This is a genomic window from Pauljensenia sp. C0170B5 (assembly GCF_056590195.1).
Window position 1 is genome coordinate 59,766 of sequence record NZ_JBWPVR010000003.1, and the last position, 25,338, is coordinate 85,103.

At 60.0% G+C, this 25,338-nt stretch carries 25 protein-coding genes and 1 riboswitch; of the genes, 24 read left to right on the forward strand and 1 reads right to left on the reverse strand.

Annotated elements, in window-relative coordinates:
• Nucleotides 1-216, reverse strand: coding sequence for a hypothetical protein (locus AC1EJZ_RS05435; RefSeq protein ID WP_285014035.1), 216 nt, complete (start codon nucleotides 214-216; stop codon nucleotides 1-3).
• 35 nt (nucleotides 217-251) lie between these two features.
• On the opposite strand from AC1EJZ_RS05435, the gene AC1EJZ_RS05440 reads away from it, so the two are divergent.
• From AC1EJZ_RS05440 to hisG, 24 genes are all read left to right on the forward strand, one after another.
• Nucleotides 252-746: a SixA phosphatase family protein gene (locus AC1EJZ_RS05440; protein ID WP_070727411.1), complete on the forward strand. Its 495-nt coding sequence runs from the start codon at nucleotides 252-254 to the stop codon at nucleotides 744-746.
• A gap of 113 nt (nucleotides 747-859) precedes the next feature.
• Complete coding sequence (locus AC1EJZ_RS05445) at nucleotides 860-1,624, forward strand: YebC/PmpR family DNA-binding transcriptional regulator (protein WP_058236779.1); 765 nt, start codon at nucleotides 860-862, stop codon at nucleotides 1,622-1,624.
• Complete coding sequence (gene pdxS, locus AC1EJZ_RS05450; protein ID WP_058236778.1) at nucleotides 1,621-2,544, forward strand: pyridoxal 5'-phosphate synthase lyase subunit PdxS; 924 nt, start codon at nucleotides 1,621-1,623, stop codon at nucleotides 2,542-2,544. Before AC1EJZ_RS05445 ends, pdxS begins: the two co-directional genes overlap by 4 nt.
• A 7-nt stretch (nucleotides 2,545-2,551) precedes the next feature.
• On the forward strand, nucleotides 2,552-3,145 hold the full coding sequence (gene pdxT / locus AC1EJZ_RS05455; protein ID WP_058236913.1) for a pyridoxal 5'-phosphate synthase glutaminase subunit PdxT: 594 nt from the start codon (nucleotides 2,552-2,554) through the stop codon (nucleotides 3,143-3,145).
• Nucleotides 3,136-3,765 (forward strand): crossover junction endodeoxyribonuclease RuvC, encoded by a 630-nt coding sequence (gene ruvC, locus AC1EJZ_RS05460; protein ID WP_058236777.1) that lies wholly within the window; start codon nucleotides 3,136-3,138, stop codon nucleotides 3,763-3,765. Before pdxT ends, ruvC begins: the two co-directional genes overlap by 10 nt.
• A gap of 35 nt (nucleotides 3,766-3,800) precedes the next feature.
• Nucleotides 3,801-4,394 carry a Holliday junction branch migration protein RuvA gene (gene ruvA, locus AC1EJZ_RS05465; protein ID WP_480294129.1) on the forward strand — a complete coding sequence of 198 codons (594 nt, stop codon included), beginning with the start codon at nucleotides 3,801-3,803 and terminating at the stop codon, nucleotides 4,392-4,394.
• 1 nt (nucleotide 4,395) lies between these two features.
• A complete protein-coding gene (ruvB, locus tag AC1EJZ_RS05470) occupies nucleotides 4,396-5,424 on the forward strand; it encodes a Holliday junction branch migration DNA helicase RuvB (RefSeq protein WP_285014318.1) in 1,029 nt (342 codons plus the stop codon).
• A 152-nt stretch (nucleotides 5,425-5,576) separates the two neighbouring features.
• Nucleotides 5,577-6,035, forward strand: coding sequence for a preprotein translocase subunit YajC (locus AC1EJZ_RS05475; protein WP_480294130.1), 459 nt, complete (start codon nucleotides 5,577-5,579; stop codon nucleotides 6,033-6,035).
• Between the two features lie 46 nt (nucleotides 6,036-6,081).
• Nucleotides 6,082-7,923, forward strand: a complete 1,842-nt coding sequence (gene secD / locus AC1EJZ_RS05480; RefSeq protein WP_480294132.1) for a protein translocase subunit SecD — start codon at nucleotides 6,082-6,084, stop codon at nucleotides 7,921-7,923.
• On the forward strand, nucleotides 7,920-9,026 hold the full coding sequence (secF, locus tag AC1EJZ_RS05485; protein WP_070727297.1) for a protein translocase subunit SecF: 1,107 nt from the start codon (nucleotides 7,920-7,922) through the stop codon (nucleotides 9,024-9,026). Before secD ends, secF begins: the two co-directional genes overlap by 4 nt.
• Nucleotides 9,023-9,568 carry an adenine phosphoribosyltransferase gene (locus AC1EJZ_RS05490; RefSeq protein WP_480294134.1) on the forward strand — a complete coding sequence of 182 codons (546 nt, stop codon included), beginning with the start codon at nucleotides 9,023-9,025 and terminating at the stop codon, nucleotides 9,566-9,568. The genes secF and AC1EJZ_RS05490 overlap by 4 nt, the downstream gene beginning before the upstream one ends.
• A 73-nt stretch (nucleotides 9,569-9,641) precedes the next feature.
• Entirely contained in the window at nucleotides 9,642-11,975 is a 2,334-nt protein-coding gene (locus AC1EJZ_RS05495; RefSeq protein ID WP_307781416.1) for a RelA/SpoT family protein, read from the forward strand.
• An 83-nt stretch (nucleotides 11,976-12,058) separates the two neighbouring features.
• Complete coding sequence (locus AC1EJZ_RS05500) at nucleotides 12,059-13,390, forward strand: DUF349 domain-containing protein (protein ID WP_480294287.1); 1,332 nt, start codon at nucleotides 12,059-12,061, stop codon at nucleotides 13,388-13,390.
• Nucleotides 13,391-13,393: 3 nt separating this feature from the next.
• The gene (locus AC1EJZ_RS05505) at nucleotides 13,394-14,113 is read left to right on the forward strand and encodes an MBL fold metallo-hydrolase (protein WP_480294137.1); all 720 of its coding nucleotides are present in this window, start codon (nucleotides 13,394-13,396) and stop codon (nucleotides 14,111-14,113) included.
• Nucleotides 14,114-14,145: 32 nt separating this feature from the next.
• Entirely contained in the window at nucleotides 14,146-15,492 is a 1,347-nt protein-coding gene (gene hisS, locus AC1EJZ_RS05510; RefSeq protein ID WP_480294139.1) for a histidine--tRNA ligase, read from the forward strand.
• 7 nt (nucleotides 15,493-15,499) lie between these two features.
• A complete protein-coding gene (locus AC1EJZ_RS05515) occupies nucleotides 15,500-17,194 on the forward strand; it encodes a dynamin family protein (protein ID WP_480294141.1) in 1,695 nt (564 codons plus the stop codon).
• A complete protein-coding gene (locus AC1EJZ_RS05520) occupies nucleotides 17,194-18,789 on the forward strand; it encodes a GTPase family protein (protein WP_480294143.1) in 1,596 nt (531 codons plus the stop codon). Before AC1EJZ_RS05515 ends, AC1EJZ_RS05520 begins: the two co-directional genes overlap by 1 nt.
• Nucleotides 18,790-18,798: 9 nt before the next feature.
• Nucleotides 18,799-19,743 carry a methionyl-tRNA formyltransferase gene (gene fmt, locus AC1EJZ_RS05525; protein WP_058236765.1) on the forward strand — a complete coding sequence of 315 codons (945 nt, stop codon included), beginning with the start codon at nucleotides 18,799-18,801 and terminating at the stop codon, nucleotides 19,741-19,743.
• Nucleotide 19,744: 1 nt separating this feature from the next.
• Nucleotides 19,745-21,190, forward strand: a complete 1,446-nt coding sequence (locus tag AC1EJZ_RS05530) for a transcription antitermination factor NusB (RefSeq protein ID WP_480294145.1) — start codon at nucleotides 19,745-19,747, stop codon at nucleotides 21,188-21,190.
• 4 nt (nucleotides 21,191-21,194) lie between these two features.
• Nucleotides 21,195-21,857: a ribulose-phosphate 3-epimerase gene (gene rpe / locus AC1EJZ_RS05535; RefSeq protein WP_058236763.1), complete on the forward strand. Its 663-nt coding sequence runs from the start codon at nucleotides 21,195-21,197 to the stop codon at nucleotides 21,855-21,857.
• A gap of 47 nt (nucleotides 21,858-21,904) precedes the next feature.
• A riboswitch (FMN riboswitch) is annotated at nucleotides 21,905-22,031 on the forward strand.
• Nucleotides 22,032-22,156: 125 nt separating this feature from the next.
• Nucleotides 22,157-22,891 carry an ABC transporter permease gene (locus AC1EJZ_RS05540; RefSeq protein ID WP_285014319.1) on the forward strand — a complete coding sequence of 245 codons (735 nt, stop codon included), beginning with the start codon at nucleotides 22,157-22,159 and terminating at the stop codon, nucleotides 22,889-22,891.
• 142 nt (nucleotides 22,892-23,033) lie between these two features.
• Nucleotides 23,034-23,957 carry an ABC transporter substrate-binding protein gene (locus tag AC1EJZ_RS05545; protein WP_480294148.1) on the forward strand — a complete coding sequence of 308 codons (924 nt, stop codon included), beginning with the start codon at nucleotides 23,034-23,036 and terminating at the stop codon, nucleotides 23,955-23,957.
• A gap of 21 nt (nucleotides 23,958-23,978) precedes the next feature.
• On the forward strand, nucleotides 23,979-24,242 hold the full coding sequence (locus AC1EJZ_RS05550) for a phosphoribosyl-ATP diphosphatase (protein ID WP_058236761.1): 264 nt from the start codon (nucleotides 23,979-23,981) through the stop codon (nucleotides 24,240-24,242).
• A gap of 32 nt (nucleotides 24,243-24,274) precedes the next feature.
• Nucleotides 24,275-25,120 carry an ATP phosphoribosyltransferase gene (hisG, locus tag AC1EJZ_RS05555; protein WP_480294150.1) on the forward strand — a complete coding sequence of 282 codons (846 nt, stop codon included), beginning with the start codon at nucleotides 24,275-24,277 and terminating at the stop codon, nucleotides 25,118-25,120.
• Nucleotides 25,121-25,338: the final 218 nt, after the last annotated feature.

Genomic DNA, 25,338 nt, shown 5'->3' on the forward strand with positions numbered 1-25,338 from the left:
CTAAGAGTCGACCTCGTCAATTGGGACGACACGGGTGGGAAAATCCCGGTAGGCCAGGTATTGCTGGAGCGAGTCGCGATGATCACGACACGCCAGCCATGTCTTGGATCGGCCAGTGTGAATGGCCGGATTTGACCAGATGATCGCAACCTCAGCCTTACGGCTGCATCCGCGTGCTGAACACGCCAAATCCTCTGGCCCGGGTGCCAGTGCCATCCAATCCCTCCTCGATCCTCGCTATTGTAGATACTATGACGACACGAACGCTTATCCTGGTACGTCACGCTGCTGCCGGTTCGAGCAGCTCCGGTGACCGTCAAAGGCCGCTGACTCCAGAAGGTGTTGAGCAGGCTCGGCGACTGGGACGACGAGTCTCACGCCTGATTGACCACGTTGATCTGTCACTGACATCGCCCGCCGTGCGTACACAGGAAACGGCGGCGCAGCTCCACACATCGATCGAGGTGCGCACCACCTCAGTTGATGACGAACTGTATCTGGCCGGCGCTGACAGTCTGCTCGACAAGGCGCGGAGCCTGCCCGCGTCAGTCACCTCAGTCATGATGGTCGGCCACGAGCCAGCTATTTCAGCAATGGCGGCATCGCTGGGGGCACGCCGATCCTGTAAGGAAAAAGTCCGTTGGGGTGTTCCCACGGGTACCGCCGTCGTCCTCACTTTCGAGGGCAATTGGTCGCAGCTGGCCGAGAACTCGTGCGAAATGGAAGTTTTTCGCGAACCAGCGTGACGAAAGTGTGAAAACACTTACCTCAACGGTTCTCATACTGTGCACCAGGCGCCCGTACTGGGATCAGGGCGCTACACTATACGCGTACTAGACCATACCCAAGGGGAGAATTCATGTCCGGACACTCCAAGTGGGCAACCACAAAGCATAAGAAAGCAGCCATCGACGCCAAGCGTGGAAAACTCTTCGCCAGGCTCGTCAAGAACATTGAGGTGGCAGCCCGCACCGGTGGAGGAGATCCCGCAGGTAATCCCACGCTGTATGACGCCATCCAGAAGGCGAAGAAGAACTCCGTTCCTGCCGACAACATTGATCGCGCTGTCAAGCGTGGCTCCGGTGCAGAAGCCGGTGGCGCTGAGTACGAAACCATCATGTACGAAGGCTACGGTCCCGCAGGTGTTGCGATTCTGGTCGAATGTCTGACCGATAACCGCAACCGCGCGGCATCAGATGTACGCCTGGCATTTACCCGTTCCGGTGGCAACCTGGCTGACCCCGGCTCGGTGTCCTACCTCTTTTCCCGTCGCGGAATCGTCGAGGTGCCGGAGGCCGACGGTGTGGATGAGGATTCCATCATGGAAGCCGTACTCGATGCAGGTGCCGAAGATGTCGCCCAGCAAGGAGACGTCTTCGTCATTTCCTGTGAGCCGACCGAGGTGGTCGCGGTGCGCACCGCGCTGCAGGATGCAGGAATTGACTACAACTCTGCTGAGGCGCAGTTCGTTGCCTCGACACAGGTGGAACTCGACGTTGAAGGTGCCACCAAGGTTATGCGTGTCGTGGACGCCCTCGAAGATTCTGATGACGTGCAGAACGTCTACCACAACATGTCACTGAGCGATGAAGTTCGCGCTCAACTCGAACAGGAGGAGGAATGAGCGAAAATCCCTCTGCTGCCACACCCACCGACGAAGGACGCCAGGTCGGAACTGACCGCGTCAAGCGTGGAATGGCGCAAATGCTCAAAGGCGGCGTCATTATGGACGTCGTCACCCCTGAGCAGGCGAAGGTTGCTGAAGACGCCGGTGCCGTGGCCGTCATGGCACTCGAACGCGTCCCCGCGGATATCCGCGCCCAGGGCGGCGTGGCCCGCATGTCAGACCCGGATCTGATCGACGGCATCATTGACGCCGTCTCCATCCCCGTCATGGCCAAAGCCCGCATCGGACACTTCGTGGAAGCGCAGGTGCTCCAGTCCCTCGGCGTCGATTACATTGACGAATCCGAGGTGCTGACCCCGGCTGACTACTCGCACCACATTGACAAGTGGAAGTTCACCGTGCCGTTCGTGTGCGGTGCGACCAACCTGGGTGAGGCTCTGCGCCGCATCAGTGAAGGCGCGGCCATGATCCGCTCCAAAGGCGAGGCCGGCACCGGTGACGTGTCGAACGCGACGACGCATATGCGCAAGATCCGTGACCAGATTCAGCACCTGACGTCGCTGCCAGAAGACGAGCTGTATGTGGCAGCGAAAGAACTGCAGGCACCGTATGAACTGGTCGCAGAGGTGGCACGAGAAGGCCGCCTGCCTGTCGTCCTGTTCACCGCCGGCGGCATCGCCACTCCTGCGGATGCCGCGATGATGATGCAGCTGGGTGCCGAGGGTGTCTTCGTTGGATCCGGTATCTTCAAGTCCGGTGATCCGGCTAAGCGCGCGAGCGCGATTGTGCGCGCAACAGCGGCTTACAACGATCCTGACACCATTGCGGAAGTCTCACGCGGACTGGGGGAAGCGATGGTCGGCATCAACGTCGACGATTTGCCGGTTGATCACCGCCTGGCTGAGCGCGGATGGTGACACCAGCGTGAGAACCATAGGCGTACTCGCGCTTCAAGGTGATATCTCAGAACATGTGCGGGCGCTGGAAGAATCCGGCGCCCGCGCTGTGTATGTGCGCCACCCTGACCAGTTGACACAGATCGACGGCCTGGTTATTCCCGGTGGGGAGTCAACCGCCATGTCTATCCTCATGCATGCCACAGGTATGGACGAAGGGCTGCATGGGGCTGTGGATCAGAAAATGCCGATGTGGGGGACTTGTGCCGGCATGATTATGCTGGCCAGCACTATTCTTGACGGGCGCAGCGACCAGATCGCATTGGGCGCAATGGACATGACTGTCAGACGTAACGCATTTGGCCGGCAGGTCGACTCCCATGAAGAAGACCTGGAGGTGGATGGATTTGACACGCCATTTCGGGCATTGTTCATTCGCGCTCCATGGGTCGATACGGTCGGAGAATCTGTTCGCGTCATGGCGCGTGCCGACAACAAAGCTGACGGGCCGATTGTCGCACTGCGTAACGAGCACTGCCTTGCGACATCATTCCACCCTGAAATTGGGGGAGACAACCGGATCCATTCTCTCTTCGTGCAGATGGTTGACCAATGCGCGTAATGGGGATTGACCCGGGCATCACCCGATGCGGAATCGGAGTGGTGGATGTTGATGCGTCACGCGCAGCGGCGCTGGTTCACGTCGGCGTGGCCAGAACCAAAACCAGTCTGGCCACCCATTTTCGCCTCGCATCCATTGCCCAGGAGATCCGGCACACCATTGAGACCTTTCAGCCTGAAGTGGTGGCCATTGAACGGGTTTTCGCACAGGACAACCTTCAGTCAGTAACCACCACAATGCAGGTGATGGGCGTGGCCATGTCATGTGTCGGGCAGGCACGTCTGCCAATGGCAGTCCATACACCGTCAGAAGTCAAAGCAGCGATCACCGGTTCTGGCACCGCCGGGAAAGCGCAGGTGCAGCACATGGTGGCTCGCATCCTCCGCCTCGATACTCCGCCGAAGCCAGCAGACGCGGCTGACGCCCTTGCAATTGCAATCTGTCACGCCTGGCGAGGCTCAGGCTTGCTCGGCGCGGGGGATGATTCTCAGATTACCGTGTCCCTGTCAGGCAAAGTCTCCTCCAAGGGCACCATGACACGGGCTCAGCAGATCTGGGCAGAAGCTCAGGCGACGCAACACCGCACGGGTGCGGTCGATCCGCGCTGGCATCGCCGCTAAGATGGAACAGATGTTCGTAGCGAGGGGGAATAACGGTGATCGCACTGCTGACTGGAACGGTTGAGCACATCGGCCTGGATGAAGTCACTGTGGTCAACGGTGGAATTGGATGGGCCGTCAAGGTCACTCCACCAACGGCGCACAGCCTGATCCGTGGCAATGAGGTCACGCTCCACATCGTCATGGATGTCAAGGAAGATGCGATCACTTTGTTCGGCTTCCCGACGCGTGACGAGAAAGACGTGTTCACCGTGATCCGCACCGTCTCCGGAGTGGGACCGCGCATCGCCCTGGCGGCGTTGGCAGTTCTCACACCCGACCAGCTGCGCGACGCCCTCGCCCAAAAAGACAGCGCACAAATCAGGAAGATCCCCGGAGTGGGGCCGAAACTTGCTGATCGGATCGTCCTTGAAATTGGAAACAAGCTGGGGCCCGCTGCACACGCTGAAGATGTACCCAGCGAACCCGACAGTGATGAAGTGACCGAGGAAGTCACCGCTGCACTGGTACAGCTCGGCTGGACACAGGCGATTGCCCGAAAAGCAGTCAACTCACTTGCCGGGCAGGGGATGGGGGCATCCGACCTTCTGCGCGCATCACTGATCAAGCTGGGAGGCACCCGTGGATGAGATGGACGACGACCTGTCTGAGCGCATTGTCGCGCCAGATGCGACGGAACTGGAGCGCGCAGCTGAAGCTGCTCTCCGTCCGAAACACCTCAGCGAATTCGTGGGTCAGCCGCGCGTGCGCACACAGCTCGAACTGGTGTTGAAAGCAGCGATCGGTCGCTCTGTCACACCCGACCACGTGCTCCTGGCCGGACCGCCTGGACTGGGAAAGACAACCCTGGCGATGATCATTGCGCAGGAGATGGGATCCTCACTGCGCCTGACCTCCGGACCTGCGATCCAGCACGCTGGCGACCTCGCCGCGATCCTGTCTGGCCTGCAGGAAGGTGACATCCTCTTTATCGACGAGATTCACCGCCTGGCACGCACCGCTGAAGAAATGCTCTACCTGGCGATGGAAGACTTCCGTGTCGACGTGGTCGTTGGCAAAGGTCCGGGCGCCACGTCGATTCCGCTGACGCTGCCACCGTTTACAGTGGTGGGCGCGACCACGCGTGCCGGGCTGCTGCCTGCACCGCTGCGCGACCGCTTCGGCTTCACTGGGCACCTGGAGTTCTACGAGACAGAGGACCTGGTTCAGGTCATCAACCGGTCGGCAGGGCTACTGGGAGTGTCGGTCAGCGATGAGGCAGCCCATGAAATCGCCTCCCGTTCACGTGGCACGCCACGTATTGCAAACCGTCTGTTGCGCCGCGTACTTGACTACGCGCAGGTGCATGGGGACGGAACACCCACACTGGAATCGGCGCGTGAAGCACTGGCATTGTTTGAAGTGGACCAGTCGGGACTGGACCGACTGGATCGCGCCGTCCTCGAAGCACTGTGCGTGCGCTTTGGCGGAGGGCCGGTGGGGCTGTCCACGTTGGCTATCACCGTGGGCGAAGAAGCTGAAACCGTTGAAACTGTCACTGAACCGTACCTGATGAGGCAGGGGTTCATTGTTCGCACCCCACGCGGCCGTGCAGCTACACCGAAAGCATGGTCACACCTGAATCTGACCCCTCCGAGCGATCAGGACACGCTGATTTAAACGTGAGGTAGCACGCACAGTGGCGCCGTTCGTCGCGATCGAGAAGACGAACAGGTAGACTGCAACGGGCGCCGTGTACTGTCACGGTGCTGTCATATACGTAGATTTGTCGAGGATGAAGAGGTTTCCCCGTGCAAGGTACCGGCTCGTTAATGCTTTGGCTGCCGCTGTTGTTGATGCTGATTGTGATGTTTTGGTTCTCATCACGCGCTCGCAAGAAAATGGCGAAACAGCAGGAAGAACAGCAACGGATCATCAGCGAACAGATGGTGCCCGGTGCATGGGTGAAGACCGCCGTAGGGTTCTGGGGACGCTACGTGGATCAGGATGGCGACATCGTCATCCTGGAAACGTCGGACGGCACCGAAACCTACTGGGAACGTTCCGTCATCCGCGAAGTCGGCGAGCCACCTTTCGCCACGGAATCAGCTGATCACATCGAAGAAGCCATTTCCGAGGAAGAAGATGAGCCTGCTGTACTTGGGTATGATCCCATCGAACCTGAGACACCCTCGTCAATGAACGAGGGCGACACGCTCGCAGCGGATCTTGAGGACGAGGATAAGCGGAACAAGAACCGCAACAAGGACGATATTCCGCCCGTCATCTAATTCATTCATCCACTCATCGACTTCATTGACCAAGGACTCCATCACTGTGGCTAATAAGAAACGTCGCCCGGTGCGCACACTTGTCGCGCTCTTTGTTGTGATCGCCATCGGCATCGCAGCACTGCTGATCGGACGCGCAACTCAAGGTGCAACACTCCATCCGAAGCTGGCTCTGGACCTCGAAGGTGGAACCCAGCTGATTCTGACACCGAATACGACAGGCGAAGACGACCGCAACATCACTGATGAGGACATCACTGAGGCGATCAACATTATCCGTAACCGCGTGGACGCCTCGGGTGTCTCCGAATCGGAAATCACCTCAATGGGTTCGAATAACATTGTGGTCTCGCTACCTGGGCGTCCTTCTGAAGAGACGCTGAATCTGATCCGCTCATCTTCTCAGATGGACTTCCGTCCAGTGCTGCAGGTCGGTGCCGCAGTCGCACCCAGGCAGCAACTGGAAGCGGCTCAAAGCGGCGATTCCGGCCAGTCGGGAGCCGGCAGCGCGCAGTCTGGAGATGCAGCCGACCAGCCGCAGTCGCAAACCCTTGTCTCCACGGCCATGTCCGAGGATGAGGCCCGCCAGGCTGCCGACCAGGATAGGGATGGGAAACTCAGCACCGAGCCGGCGACCACACCGGAGAACAACTCGGACTCGGCATGGATGACCGAGCAGGTCGTGTTCGACTTCCTGACCCTGGACTGCATGTCGACTGAGGCACGCACCCAGACCACTCCCGGTGATCCCGACAAGCCTTATGCCACGTGCTCGGATGACGGAACCCAAAAATTCCTGCTTGGCCCGATCGATGTCAAAGGTGAGAACCTGAATTCAGCCCAGGCCGCAATGGACTACAACCAGACGGGGCAGGCAACAGGCGAGTGGGTTGTGAGCCTCGAATTCGACTCAGTCGGTACCGAAGCATTCAAGGAAGCGTCAACTCGTCTGGTCGGCTTCCAGAATTCTGATCCCACGCGTAACCGCTTCGCAGTCGTCCTTGACAACAAGGTGATTACCTCACCGTCGATGAATGCAGCAATCACTGACGGTCATGCCAAGATCAGCGGCAATTTCACGCCAACCAGTGCCAAGGCACTGGCCAATCAGCTGAACTTCGGTTCACTGCCATTGGACTTCACCGTCCAGTCCGAGCAGCAGATCTCTGCAACGCTCGGATCCGATCACCTGGCCAAGGGTCTGTGGGCCGGTCTGATCGGTCTGATCCTAGTTGTCCTGTTCATGATCTGGCAGTACCGAGGCCTGTCGATCATCTCGATCGGTTCACTCCTGATGGCGGGCGTGATCACCTACCTGGTCATCACGTTGCTGTCATGGCTGATGGAATATCGCCTCTCACTGCCTGGCGTAGTTGGCCTGATCGTTGCAGTTGGCGTCACCGCTGACTCGTTCATCGTCTACTTCGAACGCATCCGCGACGAGGTGCGTGACGGTCGCCCGCTCGTGGCAGCCGTCGACGAAGGATGGGAGCGGGCCAAACGCACCATCATGATTTCGGACGCGGTGAACCTCGTGGCCGCCGTGGTGCTGTACATGCTCGCGGTGGGTGGCCTGCAGGGATTCGCCTTCACATTGGGCGTGACGACGGTGGTTGACCTTGCGGTGATCTTCTTCTTCACGCACCCGATGATGGAGCTGTTCATCCGCATCCCATTTTTCGGTGAAGGCCACAAGCTGTCCGGTTTGGATCCCGAACACCTCGGTGCAAAGTCCAGTGCCATCTACGCGGCGCGTGCACGCACTGATGTGCGCAAGACGAAGTCAGTATCAACGCCATCGGGGAGCACAGCGGTCGGCACCCGTAAATCGCTTGCTGAGCAGCGCCGAGAACAAGCCGCTGCGGCTAAGCAGGAGGAAGCACGATGAGAAGTTACGCCCAGTGGGGAAACGCCCTGTATGCGGGCGAGAAATCCTATCGGATCGTCCCGAACCGCAAGATTTTCGTGTACGCGGCCGGCATCACGCTGGTTGTCTGTGCGCTCCTCGTGTCAGTGCTGGGACTGCGTCAATCCATCGAATTCACCGGTGGTTCGCAATTCTCCATGATCGGCATTAGCCAAAGTGAACAGCAGCTTGCATATGATGCAGCCAAATCCGCGGGCGTGACCGACGTGCGCGTGTCGAATCTGGGTCAGAACGGTATCCGCGTCCAGACACCGTCACTGGACCCCAACCAGACAGCGCAAGTTCGCGACGCGCTGGCAGAGGCATACGATATATCCGCAGATGATGTCCAGTCCTCGTCGATCGGCCCGTCATGGGGTAAAGACGTTACCGGGAAGGCACTGCAGTCTCTGGTCATCTTCCTGGCGGTCATCACCGCCTTGATGACGGTGTACTTCCGCTCGTGGACCATGTCAATCTCTGCTATGACGGCTCTGCTGCACGACGTGGCCCTGACCGTCGCGTTCTTCGCGATCACTCGAGTCGAAGTCTCACCTGCAACCGTCATTGGCTTCCTGACCATTTTGGGATACTCCCTGTATGACACGGTGGTCGTTTTCGACAACGTGCGCGGCCTGACGAAGAACGTGTGGGAGCAGAAGCGCTACACATATGGCGAACTGGTCAATCTCGCCGTCAACCAGACGATGGTGCGTTCCATTAACACTTCCGTTGTCGCACTTCTGCCGGTGGGAGCGATCCTCGTGATCGGTACTGTTCTTCTGGGTGCGGGCACGCTGACGGATATTGCTCTGGCACTGTTCGTCGGAATGATTGTGGGTACCTACTCGTCGATATTTATCGCCTCGCCGCTGTTGGTCATGCTGGAGGAGCGTCGGTCACGCGCCCGTGAACACAACACCATCGTCGCCAGGCAACGCTCAATCGATTCGACTGACGAGGGTGACCACGCCCCAACATCTGACAGTGTTCAGGTACAAGCTGTGGCGGCGCGACCGGTCATCCCGGGGCACCGTCTTGGCAATGATGCTCAACCTCAACGAAAGAAGCGTAAGCGCAAATGACAGAAGAACTCGGAAGGCGCATCAAGAAACTGGTCGTCGACAATATGCGTGACGTCCCCGGTTTCCCGCAGGAAGGCGTCCTCTTCCACGACATCACACCGCTGCTGGCCAACGGCCCGGCGTTCCAGGAAACTATCAATCTGCTCTGCGAGCACTACGAGGGACGCATTGACGCTATCGCAGGCCTGGAGTCACGAGGCTTCGTCCTGGCTGCACCGATGGCGACACGTATGGGCATCGGTATGATCACGATTCGTAAGGCCGGCAAACTGCCCGGACCGGTGATCGGTGAGGATTACTCCATCGAATACGGCATCGCTCGCATGGAGCTTCGCCCGGATTCTGTCGAAGAAGGCCAACGCGTCCTGATCATTGACGACGTGCTGGCGACCGGCGGCACGGCACGTGCCTCGGTGAATCTGCTTGAGCAGTGCAAGGCCGAGGTTGCAGGTGTGGCGGTCCTCCTCGAGTTGACTGAATTGAAGGGCCGAGACAAGCTTGAGGGCCTGGATGTGCAGTCTGCAGTGGCACTGTCTGTCTGACATCACCCGGTAACTTTCCAGCTCAGGCGCGCTTCCTCACACGTGGGGGCGCGCCTGAGCTTATGATGACTGTGTGAGTGAGAGAACTAAACCACCGAGCAGGCCGAAAGCGCCGTCGGCAGGGTCCTTTGTGCGCTCGGGACTGGTCTGGTTTGGTTCGCGAGGGCGCACGACCGCACCCGAGATTGAACCATTGGTGCGTGCCTTGCGCGCCAACCACCCGAAAGCAGATATCTCAATTATCGAGCGTGCCTATGAGACGGCTGAAGTTCACCACAGAGGCCAAAAACGCGCATCTGGCGAACCGTACATCACTCATCCCGTCGCAGTGGCGACGATTCTGGCTGAAATGGGCATGACGACGCCAACGCTGGTGGCGGCGCTGCTGCATGACACGGTTGAGGACACGGATTACACGGTTGAGCAGCTCACCGCTGACTTTGGTGAGTCAATCGCACTGCTGGTCGACGGTGTCACCAAGCTTGACAAGATCCGCTATGGCACCGCAGCCCAGTCCGAGACACTGCGCAAGATGATCGTGGCGATGAGTCGGGATATCCGCGTGCTGCTGATCAAGCTTGCAGATCGCCTGCACAATGCGCGCACGTGGAAGTACGTCTCGCCTGAATCCGCCAAACGCAAGGCGAAAGAGACACTGGAGATTTATGCGCCGCTTGCCCACCGCCTGGGAATGAACACGATCAAGTGGGAGCTTGAAGAGCTGTCATTCAAGACGATGCTGCCGGAAATCTACGAAGAGATTGACCGGCTTGTTCAGCAGCGCACACCGCGCCGCGAAACCTACCTGCGTGACGTGATCGCGCAGATCGAAGAGGATCTGCGGCGCGCCGGAATTCGCGGAACGGTCGGCGGGCGCCCGAAGAACCACTATTCGATCTACCAGAAGATGATTGTGCGCGGCAAAGCGTTCGATGAGATTTTCGATCTGGTGGCGGTGCGAGTCCTTGTTGACAGTGTCAAAGACTGTTACGCCGTTTTGGGCGCAATGCACGGCAGGTGGAATCCGATTCCGGGCAGGTTCAAGGATTACATCGCCATGCCGAAGTTCAACTTCTACGAATCGCTGCACACGACGGTGGTCGGGCCGGGCGGCAAGCCGGTGGAAATCCAGATACGTACATATGAGATGCACGAGCGTGCCGAAAATGGCGTAGCCGCTCACTGGAAGTACAAGGAGAACCCGAACGCAACATCGGGCACGTCCGACGCAATGAGCACCAATGAGCAGATGAACTGGTTGCGCGCTCTGGTGGAAATGGAACGGGAAACAGGCGACCCGGAAGAGTTCCTCGACTCGCTGCGCTACGAAATTGCCGGCGAAGAAGTCTACGTGTTCACCCCGCGAGGCGAAGTTGTCGTGCTGCCTGCACACGCCACACCCGTCGACTTTGCCTACGCCGTCCACACCGAAGTCGGCCATCACACCGTCGGTGCACGCGTCAACGCCCGCCTCGTTCCTCTTGATACGCAGCTGGAATCGGGCGACACGTGTGAAATTATCACCTCGAAGTCAGAAAAGGCCGGCCCGTCTCATGACTGGTTGGCATTTGTGGCGTCCCCTCGTGCACGATCGAAAATTAAATCGTGGTTCTCGCGCGAACGCCGTGAGGGAGCCATCGAAGCCGGCAAGGAAGCACTGGCGCGCGCGATGCGCAAACAGAACCTGCCTCTGCAGCGCCTGATGAATCATGAATCGATCCTGTCGGTGGCAACTGACCTGGGTTACCAGGACGTGTCGGGTCTGTACGCGGCAGTAGGAGAGAACCACCTGTCCGCCCACAATGTCGTGTCCAAACTGGTGGAGAACCTGGGCGGGGGAGCCGGCACTGAAGAGACGCTTGCTGAAGGCATCACACCAGGCGATACGCGCACACGCAAGGCGACCTCGGATGTGGGCATCGTGGTGTCTGGAATGAGTTCCAATGACATCTGGGTCAAGCTGGCCCGATGCTGTTCGCCGGTGCCCGGTGACCCGATTATGGGGTTCATCACACGTGGGCAAGGTGTTTCCGTCCACCACAGTGACTGTTTGAACGCGGCCCGTCTCGAAGAGCTCCACCCTGAACGTCTCATCGACGTCTCGTGGGATACGAACCGTTCGAACGCGCAGTACCGCGTCCAAATTGAATTGCGTTCACTGGATCGGGCTGGATTGCTGTCGGATCTGACGAAGGTCCTGTCGGATTATTCGGTCAATATTCTGACCGGATCAATGTCGACGTCGGCTGACCAGGTGGCCTCTACGCGCTTCACATTCGAACTTGCGGACATGGCACATCTGAACGCCGTTTTATCTGCTCTCAGACGTGTTGATGGTGTTTTTGAGGCGCGTCGCGTGACGGGCACCCGGAAACGTGCGCGTGAATCCCGTGCAGACGAATCGTGAACGAGGAGACCGACAGTTCGCCCCTCGAGCGTGATTTTGCGTAGGATAAGGAAGTGTCAGTCAAGACACATAACCGCGCACGGATGGATCGGTCCATCCACGTCCCGAGAAGGAAGATCGTGACTATCTCGCCTAATCCACAGCAGCCATCCACTGGCTCCCCGGAAACCGCATCCGAACCTGCTCGTACCGAGTTCGGGCGAATGGACACTGAAAGAAATATCTACGTCACTGACGGTGAGAGCGAACGCCTCATCGGATCCTACCCGGAGGGCGCTCCGGACAACCCGTTCGAACTGTACGAGCGGCGCTACAGCGACTTGGAAGCCACGATCCGCCTTTTTGAAGACCGTCTGCCTCACCTGGGGGCACGCGACATCGACCAAACCGTAGCCACGCTGCGTGAGGCCGTTGCGGAGCCGGCAGCAATCGGTGACCTGCCCGCGTTGCGTGAGCGCGTCGACAAGGCCGCTCAGGCTGGTGAGGAGCGCAAGGTTCAAGCCAAGGCCGAGCGCCAGGCTGCTCGCGAACAGGCCATTGCAGATCGCACCAGCGTGGTCGAGCGGGCCGAAGAGATTTCTCAACAAGGCCCAGAACGCACCCACTGGAAGCATTCAGGACAGGCACTGCGTGACTTGCTTGAAGAGTGGAAGACTCTACAGCGCAAGGGGCCACGCCTGGACAAATCCACCGAAGATGAGCTCTGGAAGCGTTTTTCCAGTGCACGCACTGTTTTTGACCGTCATCGTCGCCAGTTCTTCTCGGCACTTGACCAGAAGCAGACTGAGGCGCGTCGCGTGAAGGAAGGGCTGATTGCTGAAGCTGAAGCCCTTCAGAATTCAACGGACTGGGGGCCAACCTCGTCGGCCTACCGGGACCTGATGGATCGCTGGAAGGCAGCGCCTCGCGCGTCTCGCAAGGAAGACGATGCGTTGTGGGCACGTTTCAGGACAGCGCAGCAGGTGTTCTTCGATGCGCGCCGCGCCAAGGATGAAGCAGCAGATGCCGAATCTGAAGAAAACCTCAAGGCCAAGGAAGCGCTGCTGGAGCAGGCCGAGGCGCTCTTGCCGATCGAAGACATGGACGCTGTCAAGCCTCGTTTGCGCGCCATCCAGGACCAGTGGGATGAGATTGGCCGCGTGCCATCGGCCCACGTCGGCCAGGTTGAAGGCCGGATGCGCGCCGTGGAGGATGCGGTGCGCCAGGCTGAAGAACGCGAGTGGAAGCGCTCGAACCCGGAGACACGTGCCCGCGCCGAAGGCATGCTGGGGCAGCTGGAAGACCAGCTCGACCGACTGAAAGCCGACATCGAGAAGGCCGAAAGCGCCGGAAATTCCGATCAGGTACAGTCGTTGCGCGAAACACTGGCAACGAAGACTGCGTGGTTGGATCAGATCCGCTCGTCAATGGAGTGACGCGTGCTCATCACTGTCATACCGACCCCGTTTTTCGGGGCTAACTGCATCGTGCTTCAGCCCGACGCAGAAGCGAACGTCGTAGTGGTTGACCCGTCGGCAGGTGTGTGCGACCAGATCCGCGGGGCACTGGATCGCGCTGATGCTCAGGTGGGCGCCGTTCTGTGCACTCACGGTCATCCTGATCATGTCTGGGATGCTCACGAGGTGGCCTCATGGGCACCTGACGCGCCCGCACCGGTGTGGATCCCTGGCCCTGACAGATACCGCATGGATGACCCGATGTCGTATCTGCCGATGAAACCGAGCGGCATGGACCTGACGTGGCACAAGCCGGAAGATCTGCGCGACGTGCCTTCTGAGACGTTCGAAATCCAGCCCGGCATCTGGCTGCAGATGCTTCCTGCGCCAGGCCACACAGAGGGGTCGGCATTGTTCCTGGGGGAGTGCGACGTCAATATCGCGGACCACGAGGGCACAATCCTGTGGCAGCATGACGATCCAATTCCGTGGGCGCTGAGTGCTGACGTGATCTTTGCCGGGTCGGTTGGACGCACCGACCTGCCCGGTGGAGACGAACGCCAAATGAAACATACGCTTCGCACCATGGCCAACGCCATTGATCCGCGAACGGTCATGATCCCGGGGCACGGGCCACTGACGACGTGGGCACACGAACTTCAGACCAATCAGTACGTTGCGCGCGCACGACGCGAAGGCTAGACACAGAGTAAAAGAATCGAAGGACACATACGATGGCACGGACAAAATTGTCTGGATTTCCCGAATGGAGCGTTGAGGGCCGGCTGATCGAGCTGCATGTGCTCGATTCGCTGCGTCATGTGTTCGAACTCCACGGGTTTTCCAACATTGAAACCCGAGCCGTCGAAACCCTCGACTCGCTGCTGTCCAAAGGGGAAACCTCCAAAGAGGTGTACCTGCTTGAACGTCTCCAGGGACTCGAGAAAGGCGAACACACCGATAAGGACCGCAGGATCGGACTGCACTTCGACCTGACCGTTCCGCTGGCCCGATACGTCCTGGATAACGTCAACGACCTGCATTTTCCGTTCAAGCGCTACCAGATTCAAAAAGTCTGGCGCGGCGAACGCCCGCAGGAAGGACGTTTCCGCGAATTCACTCAGGCCGATATCGACATCGTCGGCAACGGTGCATTGCCGTTCCACTTCGAGGTCGACCTGCCGCTCGTGATGGCCGAAGCACTGTCCTCACTGCCCATCGGCCGGTTCAAGATCCTGGCCAACAACCGCAAGGTCGTTCAGGGCGTATGCGAAGCGCTCGGAGTTGGCGACGTTGACGCAGCGCTGCGCGGTTTGGACAAGCTGGACAAGATTGGGCCCGAGGGTGTGACCGAGGAACTGGCAGAAGCCGGAATCTCAGGCGACCAGGCACGCACCCTGCTGACAATGGCGCAGATCCACACCGATGATGTGGCCGAGCTTCGCGACGGTATTGACGCGTTGGAACTGTCCAACGACATTTTGCGCGAGGGGCTGGATGAGCTGTGTGCGCTGATTAGTGACGCTCATGAGCGCATGCCCGGCGCTGTCTTTGCTGACTTGAAGATAGCGCGCGGACTGGACTACTACACTGGATCGGTCTACGAAACAGTGCTGACCGAACACCCGTCACTGGGATCGATCTGCTCAGGTGGGCGCTACGATTCTCTGGCATCGGACGGCAAACGTAGCTACCCGGGCGTCGGGCTGTCCATTGGTGTCTCTCGCCTCGTCTCCCGCATGATCGCGCAGCCAATGGTGACCGCCACGCGTACCTCACCGGCCGCGGTGGTCGTCGCCGTCATGAACGAGGAAGACCGCGGGCACTCCAACCGGATCGCAGCGACCCTGCGTTCACGCGGTATTCCCACCGATGTTGCGCCTACAGCGGCCAAATTCGGCAAACAGATCCGCTACGCTGATCGATTAGGAATACCATTCGTCTGGTTCCCGGGCGCCTCGGAAGGTGACACTGTCAAGGACATTCGATCGGGTGACCAGGTCGAAGCCGATTGCGAGACATGGATGCCTCCGGCAGAGGATATGCATCCGCGCATCGCGTCGGCCACACAGGAGGACTAGGCTGACTATGGAGCGTTCACCACTGCACAGTGCGCGTGAAATGCGTGATGCGTTGGCGGACGTGTCGATCAATGTCGAAACGCCGTCAGCCCGCCGTGCACGTAGTGAACAGGCTCGAGCCCTGCGGCGCCTCGACGATCATGTGATCCCGCGCCTCGAACATGCCCAGGCACCCATTCTGTGCGTGATCGGCGGATCTACGGGGGCCGGGAAATCCACCCTGGTCAACACGATGGTTGGGTACGCAGTGTCGGCGTCGTCAGCCGTACGTCCCACGACACGCGACCCGCTCCTGCTGCACAATCCCAGCGACGCCATGTGGTTCGACTCGAACCGGATTCTCACCTCCCTGACGCGCAGGCGTGAAGAGGCGGATGCTGATCCTGAGCGCGAATCACATCCTCACTCGCTACGTGTGCGCGCCCTCGAAGCCATTCCCCACGGTGTCGGCGTTATCGATGCACCTGATCTTGATTCGGTCGTGGACGACAATCGTGCCTTGGCTCGTCAACTGCTCGACGCGGCTGACCTGTGGATTTTCGTCACGACTGCGGCCCGCTACGCGGATGCCGTGCCGTGGCAGGTGCTCGAAGAGGCCGGAAGTCGCGGCATCGAGACGGTGATCGTCCTCAACCGCATTCCGCCTGGGGCAACCCAGGAGGTCGCGGCCGACCTGAATGCATTATTGTCCGAGCGCGGCCTTGGCAACGCCCCGGTGCTCGCTATCGATGAACAGGCGCTCGAGGACGGCTTGCTGCCCCGCGATGCCGTCCAGCCGCTCGTTGACCGACTACACGCACTGGGTGCAGACGCCGAACGCCGCAGCGAACTGGCTCAGCAGGCGATCCGCGGATCGGTGCGAGAGGTGATCGAATCGGCCGGCGCAGTCAGCCAGGCTCTCGACGAGGAACGCGGCGCCGTTGAGGCAACTGTGGAGCGTATAGACCGGATCGGGGAGGCTGCCGGGCGTCGTATCCGCCAGGGCACTGCCGACGGCACGCTGCTGCGTGGTGAGGTGCTGGCCCGCTGGCAGGAAGTTGTCGGCGCAGCAGATTTCACGCGCATACTGTCGCGAGGCATTTCGCGTCTGCGTGACCGCATTTCTGCCTTCTTTCGAGGGCGCCCGACCCCGTCCGAACCTGTTGAAGATGCCATTGAAGCTGGCTTGACCAGCTTGCTGGCAGATGAATTTGCTGACGTGAGTGACCAGGTGGCCGAGCTGTCGCGCACTGATCCGGCACTGGTAGGCGCGTCGCCCTCGTCAATCATGACGGCGTTGGATCCGTCCGAGCGTGCTCAGCGCGTCGCGAACCAATGGCAGCGCGAACTGCTTGCGATGGTGCGCAGCGAGGGCCAGTCCAAGCGCGCCGGAGCCCAGATGATGGCCATTGGTGTCAACGTGGTGGGCGTGGCGCTGATGATCGTCATTTTTGCGTCAACGGGTGGACTGACCGGAGCTGAAGTGGGTGTAGCTGGTGCAACCGCGGCCGTGGCGCACAAACTGCTCGAAGCGATTTTCGGCGACCAGGCGGTGCGTGACATGGCCAAGAAGGCGCACCGCAACCTCGTAGAGGCAGCCGACCAGGAGATCGCCCAAATCCTGCAGCCGGCGCGCGACGCTCTGCCCGAAGCAGGTGAGTACGCGCGCCTGACCGAGGCGATTGCGCAGGCGAGCCAACAATGGTCGGTAGGAGCCGGATAATGACCCGTGGTCTCTCCAACCCTGCCGAACGCGTGGATCATATTGCCTCCGCTATGGAGCTTGCCGGACCGGATGTGTCCAATGAATGCGTGGACCGCGTCGCGGATTGCTTGCTGCGCGCACACGAACGCACAGGGCTCGATCCTGACACGACCGTGGTTGCGTTCGTGGGAGCAACCGGGTCAGGCAAGTCGTCGCTTTTTAACGCGATCCTGGGGCACGACATCGCGCAGGTTGGCGTACGCCGTCCCACCACCACACAGGCTCTGGCCGCTATCGGCGCGGGCACGCGTGCACCTGAACTGGTCGAATGGATGGGCGTGCGCGAGCAGGTCATGATCCCGTCGGGCGCCGGCCTTCCGGAAAGTGTGGCCCTGGTTGATCTGCCTGATATCGACTCTATCCAGCAGGACAATGTGGCGCTCACCGAGCGTCTTGCGTCCCGCGTTGACCTGATCGTATGGGTCGTTGATCCGCAAAAGTATGCCGACCACGTTATCCATTCGCAGTGGATTGCGCGTTTCGCTGCCTACGGTGCGCCGGCGTGTATGGTGCTCACGCACGTCGACCAGCTCTCGCCGACTGATCGTAGCCAGATCGAAGCGGACATTCGTCGTCTCCTGGAAGCTGATCAGGCAGCCGGCATGAAGCTGGTGGGTGCCTCGTCGGTGACAGGGGAGGGCATTGATGCGGTTCGCTCGATGATCTCTGAGCGCGCACGTATTGTGCGTCAGCAGGCTGAACGTGTTGGCGCCGTCCTGGATGAAGCCGTTGATGTGGCGCGCCGGGACCTGGAGATTGAAACTGCTGAACTGCCGAAGGTGCCGAAGAACCTGACCTTACAGCTGGTTAATGTTGCAGCGGGCGCTGCAGGTGTGGGACACGTGACGTCAGCTGTTGATGCGGGGTATCGTCACCGTGCTCAGAAAGTGTGCGGCTGGCTTCCGTTCCGTCTGCTTGCCCGATTCAAATCCGACCCGCTGGCACGCCTCCATCTGGAAAGCGCGGAATCATCAGTGTCATCTGTGCCCGAAGCAACACCCGTCGCCCGTGCCAAATTGAATTCTGGCGTGCGAACCATTGCCGGGCAGATTGCGCACGGCAGACCGCAGGTGTGGCAGCGCCGCGTACGTGAACTAGCCCGCGAACGTGCCGAAAGCGTCACCACACGGCTCGACCAGGCTGTTGCCGGAACCGATTTTGGCCTGCAAGAACGACGTACCTGGTGGCGTGCGAGCGCGATCCTCCAAGGCATCGGATGGCTGATGGCACTGGTCGGAGTGTTGTGGATCCTGGCGGTGCGTGGGGCCGACCAGTTCCTCATGATCCAGTGGGACGTGCCGATGTGGCGCGGACTGCCCATTCCCACCTGGTGCGTTCTTGGAGGGCTGGCCCTGACGGTAATCGTGGCTCTGCTGTCGTGGATAGGCGTGCGCATAGGAGCAGCCCGTGCTCGCCGCCGGGCACACTCACGCTTGAGTCGGTCGATCAGCGAAGTCATCGAACAGAGTGTCAGCGGGCCCCTCGTAGCTGAATGCGAACGTCAGGCTGACATCGTGAAGCACCTGAGTGCTGCCGCCTCGCGAACCCACTAGAATATAGCTGTGCGCATTATTTTTGCTGGAACTCCTGACGTCGCTGTGCCCACCCTGTCGGCGTTGAACGATTCGAAACATGACGTGGTCGCGGTCATCACTCGTCCGCCGGCTCGACGGGGCAGAGGCAAGAAAACCTTCCCATCACCTGTCGCGCAATACGCGGCTGACCATGGCCTCGAGCTGATCGAGTCGTCACGTTTTACCGATCCGTCGCTTCAGCACGACATTGATGCTTATGACGCCGACCTTGGCGTCGTTGTTGCATTCGGCGCGATCATTCCGCCTGCTGTCTTAACAATGCCGCGGTTGGGGTGGGTTAACCTGCACTTCTCGGATTTGCCGCGCTGGCGCGGAGCTGCCCCGGTCCAGTATGCGATTTGGTCGGGTGATGCTCGAACGGCGTCGAGTATCTTCCAGCTGGAAGACGGCCTGGACACCGGGCCGGTTTTTTCGCGCTTGCCGGTCACGATCGACCCGTCTGAAACTGCCGGGGAACTGCTGGAACGAATGGGACGTCTCGGAGCCGACCAGATGGTGGCCACGGTGGATGCACTGGCTGACGGACGCGCATCAGCACACGTGCAGGATACAGATGGTGTCACCTATGCTCACATGCTCACCCCTGCCCAGGGATTCATTGATTTCACCCAGAGCGCGGCAGAGGTGTCGCGTCACATCCGCGCCTTCACTCCGAACCCAGGTGCATGGACTGTTCTGCCTGACGGCAAACGTCTCAAGATTGCGGGGGCCGAGCCCACCGATCAGCCCACACTCGGCACAGGTCTGCTGCAGGTGACAAAGCATGAGGTCATGGTCGGGTGCGCTGACGCGTGCGTCAGACTGGGCCAGGTCGCACCAGCAGGTAAAGGCTGGATGGACGCAGCGGCCTGGGCGCGTGGGGCACGCCTCAGCGGCGAGGAACGTGTCGGCGTTATGGCAACGGAGGAGTGAGATGGCAACAGGACGATATGCGGATGGTTACCGAGCGAAACGCAACGTTGATGCTGCCCGGCTCGTCGCGTTTGAGGTCCTTGATTCGATCGAGCAGGACGGCGCGTTCGCGAACCTTGCACTACCTAAAGCTCTGCGTGCTGCGAAAGAAGACTTCGCATCCTTCGACGGGCGCGATGCGGCATTTACCGCTGAGCTCGTCTACGGCACAACGCGCGCACAGGGCCGCCTCGACTGGATCATCAACGCCCATTCGACACGTCCGGTCGACCAGCTCGATCCATCGTTGCGCACGGTGCTTCGCATGGGAGCCCACCAGATCCTCAACATGCGCGTGCCGGACCATGCGGCCGTCGCCGCAACCGTTGACCTTGCCCGCGAAGTCCTCACTGACGGTCCGGCGAAGATGGTCAATGCTGTTTTGCGCTCCATTATCCGCACCGGCGCTGATCAGATCGACGCGGACATTGACGCAATCGAGAATCCGGTCGAACGCCTGGCTGTGCGTTATTCACACCCGACCTGGATTGTTTCGGCACTGGGCGACGCCCTGACAGCTCATGGCTGCTCCAAGGATGAGCTGGAAGAAACACTGGCTGCCAATAATGAGGCACCACTGGTGACTCTAGTTGCCCGCCCGGGTCTGATTGACGTGGAGGACCTGGCTGATGAAGCGATTGATGCATGCCACACGCGGGTAGCTCCGGGCACGCGTTCGCCGCTTGCTGTTGTCCTGGAGTCGGGCGACCCGGCACGCATCGGCTCTGTTCGACGCGGACTGGCCGGTGCGCAGGATGAAGGTTCCCAGCTGGCCGCCCTCGTCACTGCCGCTGCGCCGATCGAAGGGTCGGACACCGCATGGCTTGACCTGTGCGCTGGTCCGGGCGGGAAGGCCGCGCTGCTGGCGGCTGAGGGAGCCGAGCGAGGGGCACACCTGTTGGCAAACGAAGTCCACACTCACCGCGCACGCCTCGTTGAGCGCGCAACGGCCCGCCTGACCAACGTCGAGGTCATTTCCGCTGATGGGCGCACGCTCGGCGGGCAGGGAACACCGTGGCAGCTTGGCTCATTCGATCGCGTCCTGGTCGACGCGCCATGTACGGGCCTGGGGTCACTTCGCCGTCGCCCGGAGTCACGCTGGCACAGGTCCGAGGGGGACCTGGCGGATCTGGTTGCGCTTCAACGTGACTTATTGGACCGGGCTGTTGATCTGGTTCGCGTTGGGGGAGTGGTTGCGTATGTCACCTGTTCGCCGCATCGTGCGGAAACTGTTGACCAGGTCCGACGCCTGAGCGAGTCGGGACGCGTGGAACTGATCGATGCTGTGGCGGTTGCTGCGGGTATCTCGCCTGAGCCGTTGAGCGCTGACGGACCGACCCTGCAGTTGTGGCCGCATCGTGATGACACCGATGCGATGTTTATGGCTCTGATGAAACGGGTATCCTGAGAGCATGCATCTGACTATTTCGCCGTCGATTCTCAATTGCGATATTGCTGATCTGCATGGCCAGCTCGAATCGATTTCCTCAGCTGACATTGCTCACGTTGACGTGATGGACAATCACTTTGTGCCCAACCTGACGTGGGGCCTTCCGGTTGTAGAAGCCTGCGTGAAGACCGGCATCCTGCCGGTGGACGCGCACCTGATGATCGAGGATCCTGACCGGTGGGCGCCGGCCTACGCTGAGGCTGGCTGTGAGTCGGTGACATTCCATGTCGAAGCTGCAGCGGCACCGATTCGGCTTGCGCGCGAGATCCGACACCAGGGTGCGCGTGTGGGCCTGGGGCTGCGCCCGGCAACTGACATTGCACCATTCGTCGATATCTTGTCCGAATTCGACATGATCCTCATCATGACGGTCGAGCCGGGATTCGGTGGTCAGAAGTTCCTTGAGTCAATGCTGCCCAAGATTCGCCGCACTCGTGATGCGATTAGGTCGGCTGACCTGCCCGTGTCGATTCAGGTTGACGGTGGCGTGTCACGCCAGACGATTGAACAGTGCGCACAGGCTGGTGCCACGAACTTCGTTGCCGGGTCGGCGATTTTCAAGGCAGAGGATGCATACACGGAGATTGCGACGTTGCGCGAACTTGCCGGTTCGCACTGTCACTGAGCTGAGGAATCTAGTTTTCCTTTTCCCAGTTGGCGTGCCATAATTGCCACATGCTCCGGGGTCGGTGTAAGTCCGAACCGGCGGTGAGAGTCCGCGACCCGCGCGTTCATACGCGTGGCTGAACCGGTGAAACTCCGGTACCGACGGTGAAAGTCCGGATGGGAGGAGCACAGGAAGCGTGACCGCGCGTTCGGACGCGCTCGTCATTTGTGCTGCGTGAGCCCCCGGTGCGCGGAGGACACGAACAGGTGGCAACCAGCCAGAGCCAGCGACGCGGCGCTCGAGGAATCAGCAGCGTGATGAACGTGTGCGCACCCCTCATTTTCCTCCTGCTGATCATGACCGTATGGGCGTTGGCCACCACTGTTTTTTCACTCGAACCGTGGCGACTGCCCAGCCCCGCACAAGTCTTCCAGCGAGCACAGGTATTGCTCACACAGCCCTGGATGTGGCAACGAGTGCTGATCACCGCAGGCGAAGCAGTGCTCGGCTGTGCGACAGGTGCCCTTGTGGCGTTGCCACTGGCGTACGCGATCTACAAAGTGAATTGGTTCCGCGCAGCAGTCGAACCGTTCCTGGGTGCAACCCAGGCGATCCCCGCGATCGCACTGGCACCCCTGCTGGTCCTGTGGGTCGGCTTCGGTCTGGCCCCAGTGATTGCCCTGTGCGCGATCATGGTCTTTTTCCCGATCCTCGTGTCCACCGTTGTCGGACTGCGTCACCTTGACCAGGACGTGCTGGAAGCTGCTTCACTGGACGGCGCGTCAGGGTGGATAATGCTGCGCCAAATTGAAGCTCCAATGGCAGCACCATCAATCCTGGCTGGCCTGCGCAACGGTTTCACCCTGTCGGTGACCGGTGCCGTGGTGGGGGAGATGGTCATGGGGGGCAACGGTATGGGCGGCATTCTTGTCCAGCAACGCCAAAACATGGACACGCCCGGAATGTTCGTCTCCATCATTGTGCTCTGCGTGTTGGCAATGAGCATTTACATCGTTATCTACCGGATTGAAAAGCGGTATAACCGCAGTTGAAAAGATGAAAGAAGGATTACTGATGGCACGTGGCATACGCGCTTTGACAACACTAGTGGTAGCGGCGAGCGCTGTGACCTTATGTGGCTGCAGCTCCTCCGAGTCGCCCTCGCCGGCCGCTAATGCCCAAAGCGAAGTTGACTTGCAAGAGCCCACTGACGTCACGCTCGGGCTGACTTACATTCCCAACGTCCAGTTCGCGCCCACATACATTGCCGAGGAAGACGCGGTATACGCGAATGCGGGAGCGAACGTCACGCTGCGCCATCACGGCGCCGATGAAGGACTGTTCACCGCTCTGACAGCCGGTGAAGAAGATGTCGTGCTTGCCTCGGGTGATGAGGTACTGCAGGCTCGTGATCAGGGAATGGATGTGGTTGCCATTGGCTCCTACTACCACACCTACCCGGTGGTTGTCGCCGTCCCAGAAGAATCCGACATTGACTCCATTGACGACCTGCGCGGACACAGTATCGGTATCCCCGGCGAATTCGGTTCCAACTGGCTGGGCCTGCTTGCAATCCTGAACAACGCTGGGCTGAGCACGCAGGATGTCAACGTCGTGTCGATCGGCTTCACGCAGCAAGCTGCCCTGGCGGCTGGCCAGGTCGACGCAGTCGTCGTCTTCACGAACAACGAGATGGTCCGTTTCGGGCTCGATGGTATGAAGGTGCGCGCCCTTGACGTCGACCAAGACGCTTTACCGTTGGTGTCCGCCACGCTGGTGAGCACCCGCGAATGGGTTGACGCACATCCTGATGCGGCGCGTGCCATCGTGGACGGTACGACGCAGGGGATTGAACGAGCGACCGACAATCCTCAGCACGCTCTGGAGGTGACGAAGAAATACGATGACACGCTGAACGATCCGGCATCGTTCGAGGGTGCCCGAGCAGTACTCGAAGCCACGATCAAGCTGATGACGACAGGGAACGGAGCCGCCAGCGGCAAGCAGGATCTCGACAGATGGAACAAGATGGGACAATTCCTGTATGACACTGCAGGTGTGCTCACGCAGGCTCCCGATGTTGACGCCGCGGTGACGAACGAGTTCGCAAGCCGCTGATTGCTCGAGTAATGTGATCGTGTGACTACATTTGATGAACTGTTTGCAGAACTGACCGAGAAGGCCCAGACACGTCCTGAGGGATCTGGAACGGTCGCTGAACTTGACCGCGGCGTTCACGCCATCGGCAAGAAGGTCGTCGAGGAAGCGGCTGAAGTGTGGATGGCAGCCGAATATGAAACCGACGACGACCTGGCGCTCGAAATCTCTCAGCTGCTCTATCATGCTCAGGTCATGATGATCAAGAAGGGCTTGACGCTCGAAGACGTCTACAAGCACCTGTAAGCTCACAGCACCGCACCTGCGAAGGACTCACCATGCTACGAATTGCCGTGCCCAACAAGGGCTCACTGTCCGAACCTGCTATCACGATGCTCACCGAGGCGGGCTATCAGCTGCACCGCCGCGGCCGTGAACTGGTGATCAGCGACCACACGAACGATGTCGAGTTTTTCTTCTTGCGTCCGCGCGATATTGCGGTCCACGTTGGTCATGGCACGATTCACGTCGGTATCACCGGGCGTGACTTGCTGCGCGATTCGCCTTCGGGCGCGGTGGAGCATCGGGCGCTCGGATTTGCCCGCTCAACCTTCCGCTTCGCGGGACCAGCCGGTGAGTTCACGTCACTGGAGGACATACAAGGGCGCCGCATTGCGACCTCTTATGACAAACTCGTGCGAGACTACTTGAATGAGGCCGGTATCGATGCCGAAGTTGTCCACCTTGACGGTGCAGTGGAATCCTCAGTTCGTCTGGGCGTTGCCGACCTGATCGCGGATGTCGTCGAAACAGGTGGTACGCTTCGCGCAGCCGGCCTGGAAGTGTTCGGTGACCCTCTGATGCAATCGGAGGCCCTGCTGATTGCCCGTGAGGACATGCGGGATAACGCAGCGCTTGCTACGCTCGACCGACGCCTGGAAGGCGTCCTGGTTGCACGCTCGTATGTCTTGGTCGACTACAACGTGCGTGAGCGCGACCTGAACGCCGCGATTGCGATTACGCCGGGCCTGAATTCCCCGACCATTTCGCCCCTGATGAATACCGAGTGGCTCGCCGTGCGCGTCATGGTGAAGGCAGAGAACATCAACTCGGTGATGGACCGTCTCTACGCGGAGGGCGCGCGCGCCATCATCGTGACCAAACTGGCTGCTTCACGTATCTGAACAGCGTCGATCCGGCCACGGCAGGGGCCCGAGGGCGCCCATATTGGCGTGCCCGGGCAGCCCGCCGATCTGATAGGGAACCATATGGTTCAGATCGCAGCCCCGCGGGGTGTTCGAATGGGGATATCGTTCATACGGTTCACGCGCGCCCCGCACCCTGCACACGCCATCCGCCACGTCATGTCGGCGCGACTCAATCCGCTAGGCTGAAACAGTGA

Bases quoted from the DNA above. Each gene is read 5' to 3' on its own strand.
- secF (WP_070727297.1), top strand. From the start codon at position 7,920: ATGAGAAGTTACGCCCAGTGGGGAAACGCCCTGTATGCGGGCGAGAAA.
- AC1EJZ_RS05530 (WP_480294145.1), top strand. From the start codon at position 19,745: ATGGCAACAGGACGATATGCGGATGGTTACCGAGCGAAACGCAACGTT.
- AC1EJZ_RS05520 (WP_480294143.1), top strand. From the start codon at position 17,194: ATGACCCGTGGTCTCTCCAACCCTGCCGAACGCGTGGATCATATTGCC.
- hisG (WP_480294150.1), top strand. From the start codon at position 24,275: ATGCTACGAATTGCCGTGCCCAACAAGGGCTCACTGTCCGAACCTGCT.
- AC1EJZ_RS05515 (WP_480294141.1), top strand. From the start codon at position 15,500: ATGGAGCGTTCACCACTGCACAGTGCGCGTGAAATGCGTGATGCGTTG.
- AC1EJZ_RS05540 (WP_285014319.1), top strand. From the start codon at position 22,157: ATGAACGTGTGCGCACCCCTCATTTTCCTCCTGCTGATCATGACCGTA.
- AC1EJZ_RS05435 (WP_285014035.1), bottom strand. From the start codon at position 216: ATGGCACTGGCACCCGGGCCAGAGGATTTGGCGTGTTCAGCACGCGGA.
- ruvC (WP_058236777.1), top strand. From the start codon at position 3,136: ATGCGCGTAATGGGGATTGACCCGGGCATCACCCGATGCGGAATCGGA.
- pdxS (WP_058236778.1), top strand. From the start codon at position 1,621: ATGAGCGAAAATCCCTCTGCTGCCACACCCACCGACGAAGGACGCCAG.
- rpe (WP_058236763.1), top strand. From the start codon at position 21,195: ATGCATCTGACTATTTCGCCGTCGATTCTCAATTGCGATATTGCTGAT.
- AC1EJZ_RS05440 (WP_070727411.1), top strand. From the start codon at position 252: ATGACGACACGAACGCTTATCCTGGTACGTCACGCTGCTGCCGGTTCG.
- AC1EJZ_RS05445 (WP_058236779.1), top strand. From the start codon at position 860: ATGTCCGGACACTCCAAGTGGGCAACCACAAAGCATAAGAAAGCAGCC.
- AC1EJZ_RS05490 (WP_480294134.1), top strand. From the start codon at position 9,023: ATGACAGAAGAACTCGGAAGGCGCATCAAGAAACTGGTCGTCGACAAT.
- AC1EJZ_RS05500 (WP_480294287.1), top strand. From the start codon at position 12,059: ATGGATCGGTCCATCCACGTCCCGAGAAGGAAGATCGTGACTATCTCG.
- AC1EJZ_RS05475 (WP_480294130.1), top strand. From the start codon at position 5,577: ATGCTTTGGCTGCCGCTGTTGTTGATGCTGATTGTGATGTTTTGGTTC.
- ruvB (WP_285014318.1), top strand. From the start codon at position 4,396: ATGGACGACGACCTGTCTGAGCGCATTGTCGCGCCAGATGCGACGGAA.
- hisS (WP_480294139.1), top strand. From the start codon at position 14,146: ATGGCACGGACAAAATTGTCTGGATTTCCCGAATGGAGCGTTGAGGGC.